Annotated in this window: 12 protein-coding genes and 1 riboswitch; of the genes, 8 read left to right on the top strand and 4 right to left on the bottom strand. The window is 55.7% G+C overall.

Features of this window, described 5'->3' with window-relative positions; all coding sequences use genetic code 11:
• Positions 1-474 precede the first annotated feature (474 nt).
• From rpoB to KTT_RS27915, 8 genes are all read left to right on the top strand, one after another.
• Positions 475-3,972: a DNA-directed RNA polymerase subunit beta gene (gene rpoB / locus KTT_RS27950; protein WP_126603189.1), complete on the top strand. Its 3,498-nt coding sequence runs from the start codon at positions 475-477 to the stop codon at positions 3,970-3,972.
• 583 nt (positions 3,973-4,555) lie between these two features.
• Positions 4,556-6,790 carry an ATP-dependent Clp protease ATP-binding subunit gene (locus KTT_RS27945; protein WP_126600992.1) on the top strand — a complete coding sequence of 745 codons (2,235 nt, stop codon included), beginning with the start codon at positions 4,556-4,558 and terminating at the stop codon, positions 6,788-6,790.
• Positions 6,791-7,150: 360 nt separating this feature from the next.
• Positions 7,151-8,014, top strand: a complete 864-nt coding sequence (locus KTT_RS27940) for a class I SAM-dependent methyltransferase (RefSeq protein WP_160146176.1) — start codon at positions 7,151-7,153, stop codon at positions 8,012-8,014.
• Positions 8,015-8,301: 287 nt separating this feature from the next.
• Positions 8,302-8,418: riboswitch (TPP riboswitch) on the top strand.
• A 159-nt stretch (positions 8,419-8,577) separates the two neighbouring features.
• Positions 8,578-9,363, top strand: coding sequence for an ABC transporter ATP-binding protein (locus KTT_RS27935; protein WP_126600990.1), 786 nt, complete (start codon positions 8,578-8,580; stop codon positions 9,361-9,363).
• The gene (locus KTT_RS27930) at positions 9,360-10,130 is read left to right on the top strand and encodes an ABC transporter permease (RefSeq protein ID WP_126600989.1); all 771 of its coding nucleotides are present in this window, start codon (positions 9,360-9,362) and stop codon (positions 10,128-10,130) included. The genes KTT_RS27935 and KTT_RS27930 overlap by 4 nt, the downstream gene beginning before the upstream one ends.
• A 34-nt stretch (positions 10,131-10,164) precedes the next feature.
• Positions 10,165-11,235, top strand: coding sequence for an ABC transporter substrate-binding protein (locus tag KTT_RS27925; protein WP_126600988.1), 1,071 nt, complete (start codon positions 10,165-10,167; stop codon positions 11,233-11,235).
• Between the two features lie 176 nt (positions 11,236-11,411).
• On the top strand, positions 11,412-11,645 hold the full coding sequence (locus KTT_RS27920; RefSeq protein WP_126600987.1) for a hypothetical protein: 234 nt from the start codon (positions 11,412-11,414) through the stop codon (positions 11,643-11,645).
• Positions 11,642-12,163, top strand: a complete 522-nt coding sequence (locus KTT_RS27915) for a fasciclin domain-containing protein (RefSeq protein WP_126600986.1) — start codon at positions 11,642-11,644, stop codon at positions 12,161-12,163. Before KTT_RS27920 ends, KTT_RS27915 begins: the two co-directional genes overlap by 4 nt.
• 193 nt (positions 12,164-12,356) lie before the next feature.
• On the opposite strand, the gene KTT_RS27910 is transcribed toward KTT_RS27915, so the two are convergent.
• From KTT_RS27910 to KTT_RS27895, 4 genes are all read right to left on the bottom strand, one after another.
• Positions 12,357-12,869, bottom strand: a complete 513-nt coding sequence (locus KTT_RS27910) for a dihydrofolate reductase family protein (protein ID WP_126600985.1) — start codon at positions 12,867-12,869, stop codon at positions 12,357-12,359.
• A gap of 71 nt (positions 12,870-12,940) precedes the next feature.
• Complete coding sequence (locus KTT_RS27905; protein ID WP_126600984.1) at positions 12,941-13,819, bottom strand: haloalkane dehalogenase; 879 nt, start codon at positions 13,817-13,819, stop codon at positions 12,941-12,943.
• A gap of 167 nt (positions 13,820-13,986) precedes the next feature.
• Positions 13,987-17,160: a winged helix-turn-helix domain-containing protein gene (locus KTT_RS27900; protein ID WP_126600983.1), complete on the bottom strand. Its 3,174-nt coding sequence runs from the start codon at positions 17,158-17,160 to the stop codon at positions 13,987-13,989.
• Positions 17,161-17,303: 143 nt separating this feature from the next.
• Positions 17,304-17,786 carry a DinB family protein gene (locus tag KTT_RS27895; protein WP_126600982.1) on the bottom strand — a complete coding sequence of 161 codons (483 nt, stop codon included), beginning with the start codon at positions 17,784-17,786 and terminating at the stop codon, positions 17,304-17,306.
• Positions 17,787-17,967: the final 181 nt, after the last annotated feature.

Genomic DNA, 17,967 nt, shown 5'->3' with positions numbered 1-17,967 from the left:
CTAGCACCAACACACAATGGACTCTTGAGCCCCTCAGGTGCTCACATGTCAGTTTTGTGTTGATGCATTGGGTGCGCGAAAGCGCCCCTACTAGCACTAATACACCATGGACTCGTGAGCCTCGCAGGTGCTCACATGTCAGTTTTGTGTTGGTGCATCGGGTGCGCTTTCGCGCCCCTACTAGCACCAACACACCATGGACTCGTGAGCCTCGCAGGTGCTCACATGTCAGTTTTGTGTTGGTGCATCGGGGGCGCCGATGCGCCCCCGATGCACCAACACAAAAAATAAGTGCGGCCGCGCAGCGGACGCGCGTGTGGGGGCGCCGATGTGCCCCTACACGACAAGAACCAAACACATTCTTTGGAAAAAGACACCTCTCGTGTGTGCTCAAAAAGCACACGCATGATGAAGCGTGTGCCAGATCCTCGTCGTGTAGAAGAACGTCCTAGCGATGAAAGGGCAAGAGATATCATGGCGGTAAGCAAGAAACCGGTGCTAGCACCGGAACGCGTCTCCTTTGCGCGTATTCCAGACATACGGCCGATGCCAGGGCTGATTCAGATCCAGCTCGACTCTTTTGAATGGTTTAAGAAGGAGGGCCTGCGCGAGCTTTTCGAGGAGATCTCGCCGATCGAAGACTTCACCGGCAAAAACCTGAGCTTAGAATTTATTGTGCCTCCGGAACCGTTTGGCACACCCAAATACGGCGAAGACGAGTGCCGCGATCGCGATGCGACGTACGCGGCTCCTCTGACGGTGAAGGCGCGGTTGGTGAACAAAGAGACGGGTGAGATCATCGAGAAAGATGTCTTCATGGGTGATTTCCCCTTGATGACGACGAATGGTACGTTTATTATCAACGGCACCGAGCGCGTGGTGGTCAGCCAGCTGGTGCGCTCCGCCGGCGTCTACTATACCGCCGATGAGGATGCCACTACGGGCCGCAGGCTCTTCTCGGCCAAGCTGATTCCAGGCCGCGGCGCCTGGCTGGAGTTCGAGACCAGCAATAAAAATCTCTTAACCGTCAAGATTGACCGCAAACGTAAGATTCCGGTGACTACCCTGTTGCGGGCCATTTCCAGCCTGGCCAAAGATCAGTGGCATGCCGAAGATTTAGATTTATCGACCGATCAGGGCATTCTGGACGCCTTCGCCGGCGTCGATAACGATCCCGTGGTGCGCTACATTCAGGCCACGCTGGACCGCGATCCGGTGAAGAAAGAGGACGAAGCGCTGCTTGAGCTCTACAAGAAGCTGCGCCCTGGTGATCCCGCCACCTTAGATAATGCGCGTTCGCTGGCCAAAAATCTCTTCTTTAGTCCACGCCGCTATGACCTGGGCGCTGTCGGTCGTTACAAGCTCAATCGCAAGCTGGACCTGGCCATTCCGCAGAGCCAGCGTATCCTGACGCAGGACGACCTGGTCAACATCATTCGGCGCCTGGTCTCCCTGAATAATGGTCGTGGCCGCAAGGATGATATCGACCATCTGGGCAACCGCCGTGTGCGCTGCGTGGGTGAACTGATCCAGACGCAGTTCCGCGTGGGTCTGCTGCGTATGGAGCGCGTCGTCAAAGAGCGCATGAGCATTCAGGAGCCGGGACAGGCCACCCCGAACGCCCTCATCAACATCCGCCCGGTGGTGGCGGCGATGAAAGAGTTCTTTGGTGGCAGCCAGCTCTCACAGTTCATGGAGCAGACCAACGCCCTGGCGGAGGTCGGTGTCAAGCGTCGCCTCTCGGCGCTGGGTCCTGGTGGTCTCTCGCGTGATCGCGCCGGCTTTGACGTTCGCGACGTCCACGAATCCCACTATGGCCGTATCTGTCCGATTGAGACGCCTGAAGGTCCCAACATCGGTCTGATTGGTAACCTGGCGACCTATGCGCAGATCAACCCGTATGGGTTCATCGAGACGCCCTACCGCAAGGTCTACAAACGGCTGAAGGCCAACGATCCCAACCTGATCGGACGTGAGTTCCGAGGCATCTTTGGACGCGAGCGCGACGCCGTCACCGACACGGATGGCACCGTCCTGATCCCGGCGCGTGAGCGGGTGCGTATCGACGACGCCTTATTCCAGAAGCTGTCGTCCCTGCTGGGTGAGGCGCAGGTCCGCGTGAAGCCCTTCGTGACCGACGTGGTAGATTACCATACCGCCGATGACGAAGAGAACTTCTGGATCGCGCAGGCCAACGCTAAGCTCTCCGACAACGATGAGTTTGAAGAGGACCGCGTCCTGGCGCGCTATCAGGGTGAGTTCTTCATGGAGAACTCCGACAACATCGACTACATGGACGTCTCACCGCGCCAGACGGTTTCCGTGGCCACCGCCCTGATCCCCTTCCTGGAGCATGACGACGTCAACCGCGCGCTGATGGGCGCTAACATGCAGCGTCAGGCGGTGCCGTTGCTGCGTCCGCAGTCTCCCATTTGTGGGACCGGCATTGAGCGCCAGATCGCTGTCGACTCCGGCCAGGTCATTGTCAGCCAGACGAGTGGTGAAGTTGTTTCTTCCACCGCGCGTCGTATCGAAGTCATCGATGAGCAGGGTGAACTGCACATCTATCGCCTGCGTAAGTTTGTGCGCTCCAATGCTGGCACCTGTATTAACCAGCGACCGATTGTGAAAAAAGGCGACTATGTCACAGCGGGCCAGGTGCTCGCGGACAATACCTCGACGCAGGACGGGGAACTGGCGTTAGGCCAGAACATCCTGGTGGCCTTTATGAGTTGGGAGGGCGGCAACTTCGAGGACGCCATCCTGATCAGTGAGCGCATCGTGCACGAGGATCTCTTTACCTCGATCCACATTGAGAAGTATGAGCTTGATGCCCGCGACACCAAACTGGGACCCGAAGAGATTACGCGTGACATTCCGAATGTGGGTGAAGAAGGCCTGCGCAACCTGGATGAGCGCGGCATTATCTATGTCGGGGCCGAAGTGGGACCGCAGGATATCCTGGTCGGCAAGATTACGCCCAAGGGCGAGACCGAGCTGACGGCGGAAGAGAAGCTGCTGCGCGCCATCTTCGGTGAAAAGGCGCGTGAAGTCAAAGATACCTCGCTGCGCGTGCCCCATGGTGAGCGCGGCAAGATCGTCGAAGTCAAGGTCTTCTCACGCGAGGCCGGCGATGAGCTACCTCCAGGCGTCAACCAGCTGGTGCGTGTCAGTATCGCGCAGAAGCGCAAGATCGGCGCGGGCGACAAGATGGCCGGTCGCCACGGCAACAAGGGCGTGATCTCGCGCGTGCTGCCGATCGAGGACATGCCGTTCCTGCCGGATGGCACCCCGGTCGACATCATCCTGAACCCGCTGGGTGTCCCGCACCGTATGAATATCGGTCAGATCATGGAGACCCACCTGGGCTGGGCGGCGGAAGCGCTGGGCTTTAAGATCGCCACGCCTGTCTTCGACGGTGCCACCGAAGATGACATCGAAGAATTCTTGCGTCGGGCCGGGTTGCCCGAAACCGGCAAGGTCCAGCTCTATGATGGACGCACCGGTGAGCCGTTTGACCATCCCATCACGGTTGGCTACAACTACATGTTGAAGCTGTCCCACCTGGTAGAAGATAAAGTGCACGCCCGTTCGACCGGCCCCTACAGCTTGATCACGCAGCAGCCGCTGGGTGGAAAGGCGCAGTTCGGTGGACAGCGGTTCGGTGAAATGGAAGTGTGGGCGCTGGAAGCCTATGGCGCGGCGCACATCTTGCAGGAGATCCTGACCGTCAAATCCGACGACGTAGTCGGCCGTGTCAAAACCTACGAGGCCATTGTGAAGGGTGAAAACATCATGGAGCCGGGCGTTCCAGAATCCTTCAAAGTGCTCATAAAAGAATTGCAGAGCCTGGGCATTAACGTCGAGGTGCTCAACGAAGACGAGCAAAAGATCCAATTCGTTGAAGACACCTCAAACGATGTCATGCCGGAACTGGGTATTAACCTATCCGGTTTCGAGGGAGACCAGTAAGCTGTAAATTGTATGACATCAGGATGCAGGCGACCATTGCTGGTTGCCTGCATCCTGATGTCATACGCCCCCACTGCGTGGCTCACAAGTCCATGGTGTGTTGGTGCACAGGGGCGCTTTCGCGCCCCTGTGCACCAACACACAAAACCAGTGCGGCCGCGTAGCGGGCGCGTGTGCGGGGACGAGCAGATACCCCCACGATGACAAAAGTAAACACGTTCTTACGGAATCGTTGCATGTGCTACATCTAAATCGGCGGCAGGCGCGTACAACATAAACAGCGAGCTCTTTAAAAGCGAGGATGGAGGGAATAAGTATCTCCATCCTCCTGTTATTATCAGTAATTAGCAATCTTAAAAAGAGAGTGCTAAATGCGGGAATAAGCAGGCCCGCCATACTGTTATCATATATGAATAAACAAATACGAAGTGCGAGTGCTAGAAATGGAGGCCCCGGTTGCATTCATTGGTCTCGCCAATCATTTGTTAGCATAGAAAGATTCCGCGGAGATCGCGCTTTATCCCAGGTACTGGTTGAGGAAGCGCGACTCCATCGAAATATATAGTGAGGAGCATACCTGATAATGAAGTGTGAACGCTGTCAGAAGAATCCTGCCCAGGTCCGCGTTGAAGCAATGGTCAACGGTAAACGTGAAGCCCACTTCCTCTGCCAGTCCTGTGTAGAAGAACTTATGGACTCGCTGAATCAGATGGGTGGCCTCGGTGACGATTCTGAATACGCCGGTGCTCCCTTTGGTTTTGCTGCCAACAACAACACAAACTTTTTCAATTCCGCCCCCCGTGGCAACGGTAGAAATACCGCGACCGCTGAGAAGTCTGCCAGACAGAGTAAGACTCCGACCCTTGATCAGTATGGTCGCGACCTGACGGGCGAGGCCGCGGAAGGCAAGCTTGATCCGGCCGCCGGCCGTGAGCGCGAACTGCGCCGCATGATCACCATTCTGGGCCGTCGTCAGAAGAACAATCCGGTCCTGATCGGTGAGCCGGGTGTCGGTAAGACGGCCATCGTTGAGGGACTGGCCCGCAAGATCGTTAGCGGTGATGTCCCCGCCAATCTACAGGGCAAACGCATCATCTCGTTGAATATCGGTGGTATGGTCGCCGGTGCCTCGTTCCGTGGTCAGTTTGAGCAGCGCATCAAATCGATCCTGGAGGAGCTGCGCAACGCGCCCGAGATCATCCTCTTCATCGACGAGCTGCACACCGTCGTCGGAGCGGGTGCCGCCGAGGGTTCGGTCGGCGCTGCTGACATGATCAAGCCGGCACTGGCCCGTGGTGAGCTGCGCTGTATCGGCGCCACCACGCTGGATGAGTACCGCAAACATATCGAGAAGGACGCCGCGTTGGAGCGCCGCTTCCAGCCGGTCAAGGTTGATGAGCCCTCGGTCGAGGAAGCTATCGAGATGCTGAAGTTGCTGCGGCCCAACTATGAGGCGCACCACAATGTGAGCATCACCGACGAGGCGATCGAGGCGGCCGTCAAGCTGTCGGATCGCTACATCAACGATCGTTTCCTGCCCGACAAAGCCATCGACGTGATGGACGAGGCGGGCTCAGCCCTGGTGCTGGAGGCGACCGAAAAAGGCCTGGTCAGTCCTTCGATCCTGGAGAAAGAACTGGCTGACATCCAGGCGCAGAAAGAGGCCGCCGCCGAGGCCGAGAACTATGAGAAGGCCGCGCAACTGCGCCAGCAAGAACTGGTGACGCTTGAGAAGCTGGAGAAGGCCCGCTCCCAGTCGGGTGCGACCGTATCCTTGCTGGTGACGCCGGAGCAGATCGCGCAGGTGGTAGAGCTGTGGACCGGGGTGCCGGTGACGCAGATGCTGGAGAGTGAGCGCAAGAACCTGCTGACGCTGGAAAGCGACCTGCGCCAGCGCGTGATTGGTCAGGACGAAGCGATCAGCGCGGTGGCCCGTTCCATCCGTCGTTCGCGGGCCGGACTCAAAGATCCCAAACGCCCCATCGGGTCGTTCCTGTTCTTAGGACCTACCGGTGTTGGGAAGACCGAACTGGCCAAAGCCTTGTCGGCTGAACTGTTCGGTGGTGAGGACCACATGATCCGGCTGGATATGTCGGAGTACATGGAGCCGCATACTGTCTCTCGCTTGTTCGGCAGCCCTCCGGGATATGTGGGACACGAGGATGGGGGACAGCTCACCGAGCAGGTGCGGCGCCGTCCCTACAGCGTGATCCTGCTCGACGAGATCGAGAAGGCGCATCCCGAGGTTTTCAACTCGCTGTTGCAGATCCTCGACGATGGTCGGCTGACCGATGGCCAAGGTCGGACCGTGGATTTCAAGAACACGGTGGTGATCATGACCAGTAACGCGGGCAGCGCGGATCTCAAGCGCGCGGTGAACATGGGTTTCAACACCCGCAAGGGCGAGGAAGCCAAAAACGAGCAGCATGAGGTGATGCGCTCCAAGGCGATGGAGGGCTTAAAGCGAGCGTTCCGGCCGGAGTTCATCAACCGCATCGACCAGATTGTGGTCTTCCACAGCCTGGGACGCCAGGAGCTCTACCAGATCGTGGACCTGATGTTGGAGCAGGTGCGCGGCCGTCTGGCCGAGCAGCAGATCGAGCTGAGCGTGAGCGACGAGGTGCGCGACTACCTGCTACAGGTGGGCTTCGACGAGGAGTACGGTGCGCGTCCGCTACGCCGTGCGATCCAGAGCTACGTCGACGACGCGCTGGCCGACGCCATCCTCGATGGCACCGTCGCCAGTGGGCAGCAGGCTCAACTAGCCATGCAAGATGGCAAGATCGTCGTCCAACTGGCCGACAGGCTCGCGGCGTAAGCCTCATCATCAAAAGAAACTATCCGTAATGTATGTGGGAGCCAGGTTGTTTAAAACAACCTGGCTCTTTTTTTGCAAAGTTTGATTCTAAAGTAGGTTCGGGCCTATGATGTTTAACAAATAAAGCTGATATAAAGCGGGGAGGTGCAGGAGAGGCGGGGCGCCCCTCCTGCCGGGGTTTGGGCGAGCATGCCGGGGCACTCACGTCCCGCCGCTATGACAAAAGTAAGACACAATCTTAATAATATTTTTCTCCTCGCCTGTTGCGCTTCTCTGTCTATAAAAGTATATTACTATATATATTCCCTTTTTGAAGCATTTTTTGATAGGAAAGATGTGTTTTTTTAGATGGAGGGAGTCATGGCTCGCGAAGATACGTATGCGGCTGATCCTGAGGATGCTTTGGAAATGACCAGGATTATGGAGCAAGATCAACTGGTAACTAAAGGAATGGGGGGAACCTTTCCGGAGGGGGATATCCCGGATGATATTCAGCATATTCTCGATGTTGGATGTGGCTCCGGTGGTTGGGTATTGGACGTCGCTTATCGCTATCCTGAGTGCGAAGTCGTGGGGCTCGATGTGAGTGAACCATTGCTGGCTTATGCTCGGGCGCGGGCAAACGTTCAGCAGCGCCAGAACGTCTGTTTTGTGCATGGCAATGTTCTATCGGACCTCAATTTCGCCGAGGGCGAATTTGACCTGGTCAATATCCGCTTCGCAACGGCATTTCTCTTTCGCGACGCCTGGGTCCCGGTGTTGAAAAAGCTATATCATATCTTACGGCCCGGCGGCATTATTCGCGTCACTGAGATTGACACCATGGGGCTCACTAATAGTCTGGCCGTGGAGACGCTGTTAAGCTATGTATATCAGACTCTGGGCAAGATGGGATATGGCTTTTCACCTAACTTCCATAGTATGGGTATGACACCCGTCCTCAAAGGACTCTTTACCGCCGCCGGTTTTGAGCAGGTGAAGCTCTTTCCCTGGGCCATTGATTTTTCATGTGGTACCGAATTACACCAGAAGCAGTATGAAAATTATATTGCCACCTTTGATACCCTGCAGCCGTTGGCACTGAAGGCCGGATTAACAACCGAAGAGGAGTTCCAGGACCTGCTTAACCAGATGCATGTAGACATGGTCCAAGAAAACTTTCAGGGCGTATGGCATATCCTCACCGCCCGTGGCATCAAGCCGCAATCGTCGCCATCGTCGTAGGTGCGCCCCTCGCGGGCGCTTCCGGACCCGGCCCACTCGGGCGCGTACGTCTCATCTGGAATGACACCTTTCCCGGTAAACGTGCGTCCGGGTACGGGGCCGCTTCGCGGCAAAGCTGGGGCAAGCCCAGCACCTACGACGGATCGCTCTCTTTGGAATACAAGATTTTTTATGCTCCTTCACAAATAGATGTCCATGATGTATACTCTGAGGGTGAAGATTTAACACGTATCTATATACAAACACTATTTCATGCACATCGGTTGCTCACCAATAGAATAAAGCCAATTTGCTGCTAGGGGAGTCTTCGGACTGAGATGCTGGCGCATTCATAAGCATATGCGTCACGACCCTTGGAACTTGATCTGGATCATACCAGCGTAGGGAAGTAGCAGATCTGATTGTCAGTCGGTATCGATACGGCCATTTTGGGCCTGTCCATACCAGGCTGCCTCACTATTCCGATCTGATTACCGCTACTCCCTGCGTTGGGGTAGCGGTTTTTTGTATGCCCTGAGCCGATATGTAGAAGCGGTGGACTTACAATCTTTTGAGGTGTACGGATGCAGAACAAACATGAGGATGCGCCGAAGCTGATCGTTAAAGGGGTCAGCAAGACGTATCGGGATGGGAAGCGGCTGCTGGATGTATTGGAGCCGCTGGATCTGACGGTGGGACGGGGTGAGTTCGTCTCGCTGATCGGTCCCAGCGGCTGCGGAAAGAGTACGCTCTTCAATATCGTGGCCGGCGTGGATGAGCCAGGCAGTGGCACGCTGGCGATCGATGGTGACTGGCAGGGGGAGCGCACCGGTCGCGTCGGTTATATGCCCCAGCAGCCGCTGTTGCTGCCGTGGCGTACGGTGGAGGAGAACGTACTGCTGGGGCTGGATGTGCTTCGCCTGCCACGTCGAGAATCGCAGCAGCAGGCGCGCGATGTCCTCAAGCGTTTTGGCCTGCATGAGTTCGCCGATAGCTATCCAGATACGCTCTCGGGTGGCATGCGTCAGCGCATCGCCCTGCTGCGCACCGTCTTATTCAACTCATCATTTCTGCTGCTGGATGAGCCATTTGGGGCGCTCGACGCCCTGACGCGGATCACGCTGCAGATGTGGCTGCTGGACCTGCTGCAGATGTATCACTCCAGCGTCCTCTTTATCACTCACGACGTACGAGAGGCAATTTTGTTGTCCGATCGTATCTATGTCCTGAGCGCTCGTCCGGCCTCAGTGCTCCGCGTCGTGGATATCGACCTGCCGCGACCACGCCGGCAGGAGATGTTGACCGAGGACACCTCCATCCATCTGGAGCGTGAGCTCCTCTCTCTGCTGGTGAAGGAACAACCGCTATGACCCTGAAACGCCTGGCGGGCTATGGTCCCGCCTTTGTGCTGGCCGTCAGCCTCTTTCTGATCTGGGAGCTGGTGGTGCGCGCTGGATTGGTCGCCAGCAATCTATTGCCCACGCCGGTCGCGATTGGGCGCGCCCTGTACGATAACTGGGATGTTATCTTTGGCCACACGGTGCAGACTAGCCTGGAGACCGTCATCGGCCTGCTGATCGCGACCCTGCTGGGCCTGGGGCTGGCCATCCTGCTGGATCTCTCCGAGGGCGTCAAGCGGGCCGTTTATCCGCTCTTGATTACCTCGCAGACCATCCCGATGGTGGCGCTGGCCCCATTACTGGTGATCTGGTTCGGCTTTGAGCTGACGCCTAAGATCATCGTGGTTACCCTCTATTGTTTTTTTCCGATCGTGGTGGCGTGCCTGGATGGATTGCTGAGCACCGATCCGCAGCTGATGAAGCTGCTGCACAGCATGAAGGCCTCGCGCTGGCAGACGCTGTGGCTGGTGCGCCTACCTGGGGCGATGCCCTCCTTTTTCTCGGGACTGCGCATAGCCGCGACGTATAGCGTAACTGGCGCCATCGTGGGCGAGTATGTAGCGGCGCAGCAGGGCCTGGGACTCTACATGAAGACCGCCGCTAGCTCCAATGCGATCGTGCTGGTCTTCGCCGCCATCGTGATTACTGCTGTATTAAGCTTATTGCTCTTTGGACTGGTCTCGGTGATCGAGGGGATCGCCCTGCCATGGCATCAGCGCCAGGGGCGCAAGCGCTAATCTGGATAGTTTATAGAAAGGTCTTTCTATTTATATGAAAGCTCGCACGCGTTTATTACTCAGCATCGGTATTCCCTTGCTGGTGGTCCTGGTCGTGGTCGGTCTTTACCTGGCGCAGCAGCGCGGCAACAACGCGCCTGCCCAGTCAACGACAACGACAACGACAACGCCGAAGCAGCCCCTGACGACGGTGAAGCTGGCCCTTGATTGGACCCCGAACACCAACCACACCGGCGTCTATGTGGCTATGAACAAGAAGTGGTACCAGGATGAGGGCATCAATCTGCAGATCCTGCCCTATTCCTCGAATGTGACGCCGGATGTGCTGGTGAGCAATGGCAAGGCCGATGTGGGTATCAGTTCAACGGAATCCATCGTCGCCGACGCGGCGGTGGGTCAACCGACCGTCTCGATCGCGGCCATCGTGCAGCACAATACCTCAGCGTTCGCTGCCCTGGCCAGCTCGGGCATCAAGCGTCCCCGCGACCTGGATGGCAAGACCTACGGAGCCTTTGGCGCTCCCTATGAGAACGCTGTCGTCAGCCAGATCATCAAGCACGATGGCGGCAAGGGTAATTTCAAGAGCATCACCCTGGATATTGATCCCCTGCAGGCGCTGCAGAGCCATCGCGTCGACTTTGTCTGGATCTATCAGGGGGCCGAGGGCATCCAGGCCAAACATGAGGGCATGCAGCTCAACATGTTTCCTGTCATTAACTATGGCATCGCTGATTACTACACGCCCAATTTTATCGCCAGCCCGGCCGCCATTAAAGCCAAACCCGATCTGCTTCATCGGTTTATGAAGGCGACCGCCCGTGGCTACGAGTACGCGCGCACACATGCCAGCGAGTCGGCTCAGATCTTGCTCCAGGAGACCCCGAAGGGCACCTTCCCCGATCCTTCCTACCTCCAGGACAGCCAGCAGTACTTGAGCGAACACTACGCCGATCCCGGGCGCCGCTGGGGATTGCAGGATGCCGCCGCCTGGCATGGCTATCCCGAATTTATCCTCAAAGCGGGCGGTGTCAAGGATGCTAACGGCAAGAATGTGACCAGCCTCGACCTGAACTCCCTCTACACCAACCAGTTCATCTCCTCTTAAATAAAGAGTCGAACGCAGTGGATATAAAGTGAGAGGTGCGGCAGAGCTTCCAGCCCTGCCGCACCTCTCACTTTATATCCACTGCGTTACTGTTACTTTTTTGGGGTGGGTAAACGTGCCATAGATATGAGGTATGGGATATTAACATGGTATTGTTGGAAGAGAGGATAAGCAGGATGAATAATTCCCAGACAACAGATACTGCTGTAATAGCGTCAACGCGACATAACAGGCAATCTATTACCTCGCCAGCAGTTATATATCCGTTGTGGCCGACATCGGTGGCCGGGCCGGTTCGCTCTTTGCCTCCAAAGAATGAGCGCCCGGTGAATCGCTATCGCAGTGAGCAGATGGCGGTCATTGACTACAATCAGGAATCTGGTAATACTATACCTGCAGGTGAATTATGAAAGATATTAATGATCTGTTGCTTTCACGTACAACACATTTCACGTTCATTTCGTTGCACACCATGTTAAAGGCGTGTGGCTTAAATGTAGATCTAGAGAATTATGCTGGTCGCATGACATTGTTTGCGCCACCCGATGCAGCGTTTGATCGCCTGAGGGATAAGGGCCTGGATCTGTTCGATATGACCAAAGATATCGATAATCTGCGGCGGTTGCTGACTTTTCATATGGTGCCCTTGCGGCTGACTCAGGCGGATCTGAGAGCTCTGTCGCAACAGGGACAGGCGCCAGAAGATGCCAGTACCGTGCTGGAAGTGGAGACCGTCTCCGGTCATGCGCTGCACGTTACGCTAGCGGACCACTTGATGGTTGAGAACGCAAACGTATTGCATACTGACCTGATTGCGGACAATGGCATCGTCCATGTGATTGACAGTGTCCTGTGGCCTCCGGACTTGACTGAAGAGTCCTTCCATGCCAGCGCGCCGTTTCACAGGCCACACGACGCTAGCATTTAACGGCGCGACGGCATTGGTGGTATAGAATCTGTTGCACCATTTCACAGACCACGGAATGCAGTCCCGCCGGAATTGGCTTAAAGGGCCTGCCTTCGCAGCGAACCCGCCGCTAAGCTGCTCAGGTGCGTAGGCGAGGCAAGGTGATATCCAGCCTCGTCCGCGCCCTTGGAGCGATTATGTTTATCGAATAGCTTTATTCATGACCGATCGCATAATGCAACCGGACGACCCCACCGCCAAGAGACTTGAAGTCCAACAATTGTATATCCTTGTATTGGTAATGGTCCTGGTTGAGCAAGATGTTGTATCCCTTTCCCTCCAGTACTGGTGTGATTGGGCATATCATTTCGTCAACAAGTCCTTGCTGTAAAAAGGTGTTGTGCAGATCCGCGCCGCCTGCCAGAAGGGCGGTAGTATGGCCTTTTGCTTGCAGATGCGCCAGAGCCTCTTGCGGCGACGCTACAACCTTGACCCCGGGAATGCCTTTGACGCTCTTTGTGAGCACGACGATGTCAATATCGCCAAATGGATTTTCACCACCTGCCTGAAAGCTTTCGAAGGTTCGACGTCCGACGATGAAATTTCCCGCCGCTTTCACCTGATCCAGGAAATCGCTGAGCGCTTCCTGTCTGGGAGGATGTTCGGGGCCAGCATTGCGTGCATAGTTTCCATTGGCGCTCAACGTTGCCCAGAGAATCGTTCTCATAAAATAGTATCTTTCTATTTATAATATGTATTCGCTTGTAGGCGATGCTACTATGCGTGTTTCTGTATCATCTACTGCAGCTGTTGCAACCAGTTTTTGATGGCTTGCCCAATTTCATCAGGAGAGTCCTCCTGAGGGGTGTGATGCCCGCGCACGCTCACCTCTGTTTGCGCCGGCCACGTGCGGTTGAACGTGACCTTCTGAGGATCTTGCGTGCCCGGAACAGCCTGGATCAGCAATTTTGGAATAGGGCTCTGAGAGAGAAACTTGCCAGAGGCTGTGACGATCTCAGCGACATCAACTGGTTCGCCTTCGATCGGCAGTTGACGTGCCCACGAGAGAGTCGGGCGACGCGCTTCGCCGGCCTGGACAAATGGGCGACGATACTGATTCATTTCCTCGTCGGTTAAGGTGCGCAGAATGGTCTTGGGCAGGTTGAACTCGATGAACGAGTTCTGCTCCAGTACTAGCTGCTCACCCTGGGGGGAACGCAGGGCCTGAAAGCGCGAGCGGGCGATCTCTGGCATCTCACTCCACGAGGAAGTTCCTATGACCGCTTCCATATAGGCAATGCCACGCACAGCTTCTGGATGGCGACGTGCCCAATCAAATGCCAGGGCTGCTCCCCAATCATGTCCCACGAGGACGACCCGGCTACTGACCCCCAACTCCTCAAGCAGCGCATCAAGGTAACGGCGATGCTCGACGAAGGTATAGGCGCCGGGGCCGCTCTCGGGCAGCTTCTGCGAATCACCCATACCGATGAGATCCGGGGCAATGATGCGGCCAAAGCCCTGCACATACGGCAGAATATTGCGCCAGACGTAGGAATAGGTGGGATTGCCGTGTAAAAAAACGATGGGATCTCCCTGCCCCTCTTCTACATAGGCCATCTCAAGCCCCAGAACGGCTTTCCGTTTTTTCTCGTAAGGAAATGCGGCGTTTATCATAGGTAGACTACCTTTCTATAATTATGTGGTGCAATAGCTTGCTCTGGTGGAGCAGTGTTGTTTGTTCGATGTCAGCAGTATAGTCCACACAGGGCAGGATGGGCTTCATCCGTTTAGATGATCGCCTGTATGATTTGCCACCAGTCGCGTGAAGAAGGTAGAGGTGTTCAGAGGAGGTTGAGGTCACGTGCAACTTCGAGGGTTTCGCTACGTCTATGCGTGCCCAGCTTGTTATAGATGCTCTGCACCTGGGTGCGCACAGTATTGATCGAGACAACGAGCATCTCAGCTATCTTCGCGTTGGTGCGATGTTCAGCAAGCAGACGTAAAACGCGCATTTCTTGCGGCGAGAGCGGTTCAATCAGCGGCGCCGCCAGGTCAGGCGCACCTCTTTGCCGCGAGGTAGGAAAAGCTCCCAGCAGGGTACGGATATACGCACGCAAAGGCTGGTCGTGGGTCTGGGGGAGCAGAGAACGCAAAAGCATGGCCATCGGTTCACCAGCGTCGAGGAACAGGCGTACTGGCTGATTGGGCAGCGCCAGGATAAGCCCCTCACGCAGCATATGCTGAGCCTCGACCTTACGCCTGCATGCCAGGGTGCTCAAAGCCATTTCTATCATCGCTTCAAGCATACTGCGAGTGTGTCCTGCTTCCCGTGCTGTAAGAATGATCTGTTCAAGCTGGTGTTGTGCCTCTTCCTCTTTTCCCTGGATGCGCAACCAACGCGTTTGTAACAGATTCGCTTCGGCCCTCTGCGCAAAATCAGGGTGCGGTGTTCGGAGCAACGCCCAATGCTGCAAGGTCATATGGTCGCCGATGGAGAGCGCCAGGCGTGCCTGGGCAGTCTGAATATCCTGTACAAGCTGGGCTTGAGAAGCTGGTATGCGCTCCAGAAGCTCTGCAAGTTGCTGTTGGGCAACAAAAACCTGACCCTGGGCCTGTTGCACACGGGCGAGCACGAGCAAAGCATGGACTTCGTGATGCAAGAACAGATGCGTCCGACTGAGCACTATCGCCTCCTGGAGCAACCGAGAGGCTTGTTCCAGCTCATTGCATGTATAGCAGAGGATCGCATAGCTGGACAGAGCGGTACAGCGCCAGTGTGCGAGCGGTTTGGCCAGGTTTTCGTTCACCGTGAGGGTAGAAGCTTCAAGAGCCTGGCGATATAAGGGAGTGGCTTGCTGGATTTCGCCCAGCTCAACAAGCACCTGTGCCAGCTTTATGGTAGCAACCTGATAGAAAAGGTGACTGTTCGTCCTGCCAAGTTGAGTATGGGCTTCACCAAGGAAGTCGCGAGCCTGCTGGAAACGACCTGACTCTAACCATCCCGTCGCGGTGATGGTCGCGCTGAGGCCCCGCCAGATGTCTTGCGTCTGAGGAAGCCAATCCAGCGCTTGTTTCGCGCATGTTACCGCGACCTGCATCTTATCCAGTCTCAAGGCAAATAAGGCACGAAAGGCAAAGATCCCTCCCAACTGCGAAAAATTCTGCTCAGCGCGACAACGGTGTTCTGCCATGCTCAAGAGCTTTTCTATCATGGGAAGGGACGATGCAGCGGGGGTCCAGGCAGAGCTTTGCAAGAGCAGCGCTGTAGCATAATACAAACACAGAACCGGATTTTGCTCCAGGTGGGCTTCCGGTAGTTGCTTGAACCAGCGTAGCAGTGTATGAGGTTCCTGCACTTCCCCTGGGATGGTACGCTCCTCAAGAAAACGAACCAGGAGCATCGCGGTTCGTGGGTAATCCCGGGCAGCCAGCGCGGCATCGATAGCTTCAGGCAGAAAATCGCAGCGCTCATACCAGAGAGAGGCACGCGCTGAGATCTGCTGCAGATAAGTTTCGCTCCACCTGCGGCGTGCCTCATGACGCATAGCCTCGGCAAAAAGCGCATGATAACGATACCACTGATGAGCTTCGACGAATTGGGTGCATTGAAGGAGTGGTTTGCTGTCAAGCTGTTCAATAAACAGATTGGCGTGCGCAAGCTCGGTGAGCATATCCTGGCTCTGCATCTGTTCTGTAATGGCATCACAGAGAGAGGCCGTCAAGCGAGGGAGCAGGCTGGTTTGGAGCAAAAACTGCTGTACTGATTCCGCCTGAAGATTGAGGACTTCAGTCACAAAATACTCCTGGAAGGAAGCGCTGTTCTGGGAAAAGAGTGTGATCGTCTGTGCATCTTCTAGGGGTAAAGGAATCCGCTGAAGCGCAAGCTTTGTAAGATGGAGCCCGGCCCCCCACCCTTCCAGTTGTGCATGGAGCCTTTGAATCATCGTTGCATCCAGTGGAAAAGGGAGGGCGTGATGTAGGAGGGTCGCGGTCTCCTCTTGTGTGAAGCGTAGATCAGCAGTACGTATTTCGACGAGGGCGTTGTGAGCACGCAGGCTGGCCAGGGGGAACGGAGGATCGCTACGCGTAATCATTAATAGATGGATCGTTTTTGGAAGATGGTTGAGAAAAAACGAGAGAGCCTCATGAATTACGGGCTCAGTAATTACATGATAATCTTCCAGTACCAGAATACCTCCTGCCGGGGCCTGAGCCAATGCATTGAGGAGAATCGAAAGCCATTGCGAAAGATTTGCGGGCAAAAAAGGAGGCTGCGGAGTCAGAGCAGCGAATGCGTTGTGAACCTGTGTCAGGTCAACCCCAAACGCCCGGCAGGCCGTAGTGAGATAGCGCCAGAAGCGTAGGGGATCATTATCAACAACTTCCAGAGAAACCCAGGCCACCGGGGAAAAATCAGTATCGGCGCGCCGTGCTGCTATCCATTGACTGACCAGGGTCGTCTTTCCAAAGCCAGCAGGGGCTGAGAGCAGCGTAAAGAGACCTTCTCGTCCGGTATCGAGCAGCGGAAACAGGCGCGGGCGATCGAGCAGAAAAGCAGGCAGGCGTGGTTGTGACAGCTTGGAGAGAAGCAACGGGTATGCTTCCGCCGAAGCAGAGGGAAGACGTTTCTCCGCAGGCAAGCCGTCTGGTGTGGAATGGAGGAGGGCCGCTGTTTGTGGCGCATGGAAAGCTTTATTGGACGCCTCAGACTCACTCTCGAGCCGGTGAGCAATCTCCTCTAAGCGAGCAAGCGTAAGGTCTACCGTTCTGCCGAGGTAACGTTTCACAAGGCGCCCATGCAGGCGTCGATATGCGTACCAGTAGTTGCTTCCCCGCAGCCCTTTCTGTTTACGGACGGTGTAGTGCATGCCCCGGCGACTGTGAAAGGAGAATGAGTTATTCAGCTCTAACCAATCGCTCGTGAGAGCCTGTTCGCTTACCCGATCACCAGAGGAGAGGACATAGGTTTGTGCTTGCTCAGACCAGCGAAATTGAGCGTCGGCATATCTGGGCATAGAGCGTACTTTCTATGCAACGACAAGAGATACATCGTGTTGCCTAACAACTGTAACTCGACAAGTATAGCATTGCTTGCACTGTTAGGCAACAAAAAAGATAAGCTCACTGGCTCAACAAATCGTCTGGAAGGCGAAATTGCCTATGATCGGCCTGAAAAGGCGGCGCTATTGTTCTCGATTTGACGTATATGGATGTGGTCGTGCTCAATCCAATCTTCAACCCATCTTTCGGTCGTGAAATGGTTGTATTCGGGATGGTATGCGGTCCGTTCCCACTCTTCAGCGCGGAAAAGCCTGAGGATGCCCAGGCTGGCGGCACGCTGAATAGCAAAGTCGCTCAAGAGTTCATCAACCGCATCGCGGGCCGTATTGCGCTGGCGATACCACTTCTTCTCGTCGTGTGAAGCCAGAACTGGATTCTCCTCTTTGACCATCCGCTCCAGACGTGTACGCATGACAAACATCTCGTCGTCCACCAGGTGGGCTAATATCTCACGTGTACTCCAGGCCTCCGGATCAGGCCGAAAATCCAACTCAGCATCCGACAGGTGGGCCGCCAAACGAACCAGCGTCTGATGGGTCTGTTCCAGTGTATCGATCAATTGTACGCGGTTAGCAACCATCTGTTTCTCCGTTCTTTGTATATGCAGCGGTATGTGTAGTCCATACTCTACCAGAAACGGACTCAGAGGTGGTAGCTATAGTTTTCGATAGTAAACATCAAAATTATCGAATGATCAGTATATGAGCGAGCGGTCCCGTACTCGGGCTCTGCGCGATAAGCTGGGGCAAGCCCCAGTACAT

The sequence above is a fragment of the Dictyobacter aurantiacus genome, from assembly GCF_003967515.1.
Classification (GTDB): Bacteria; Chloroflexota; Ktedonobacteria; order Ktedonobacterales; family Ktedonobacteraceae; genus Dictyobacter; species Dictyobacter aurantiacus.
Note: the sequence above shows the minus strand (reverse complement) of the source record. Positions and strands in the feature narration are given on the sequence as shown.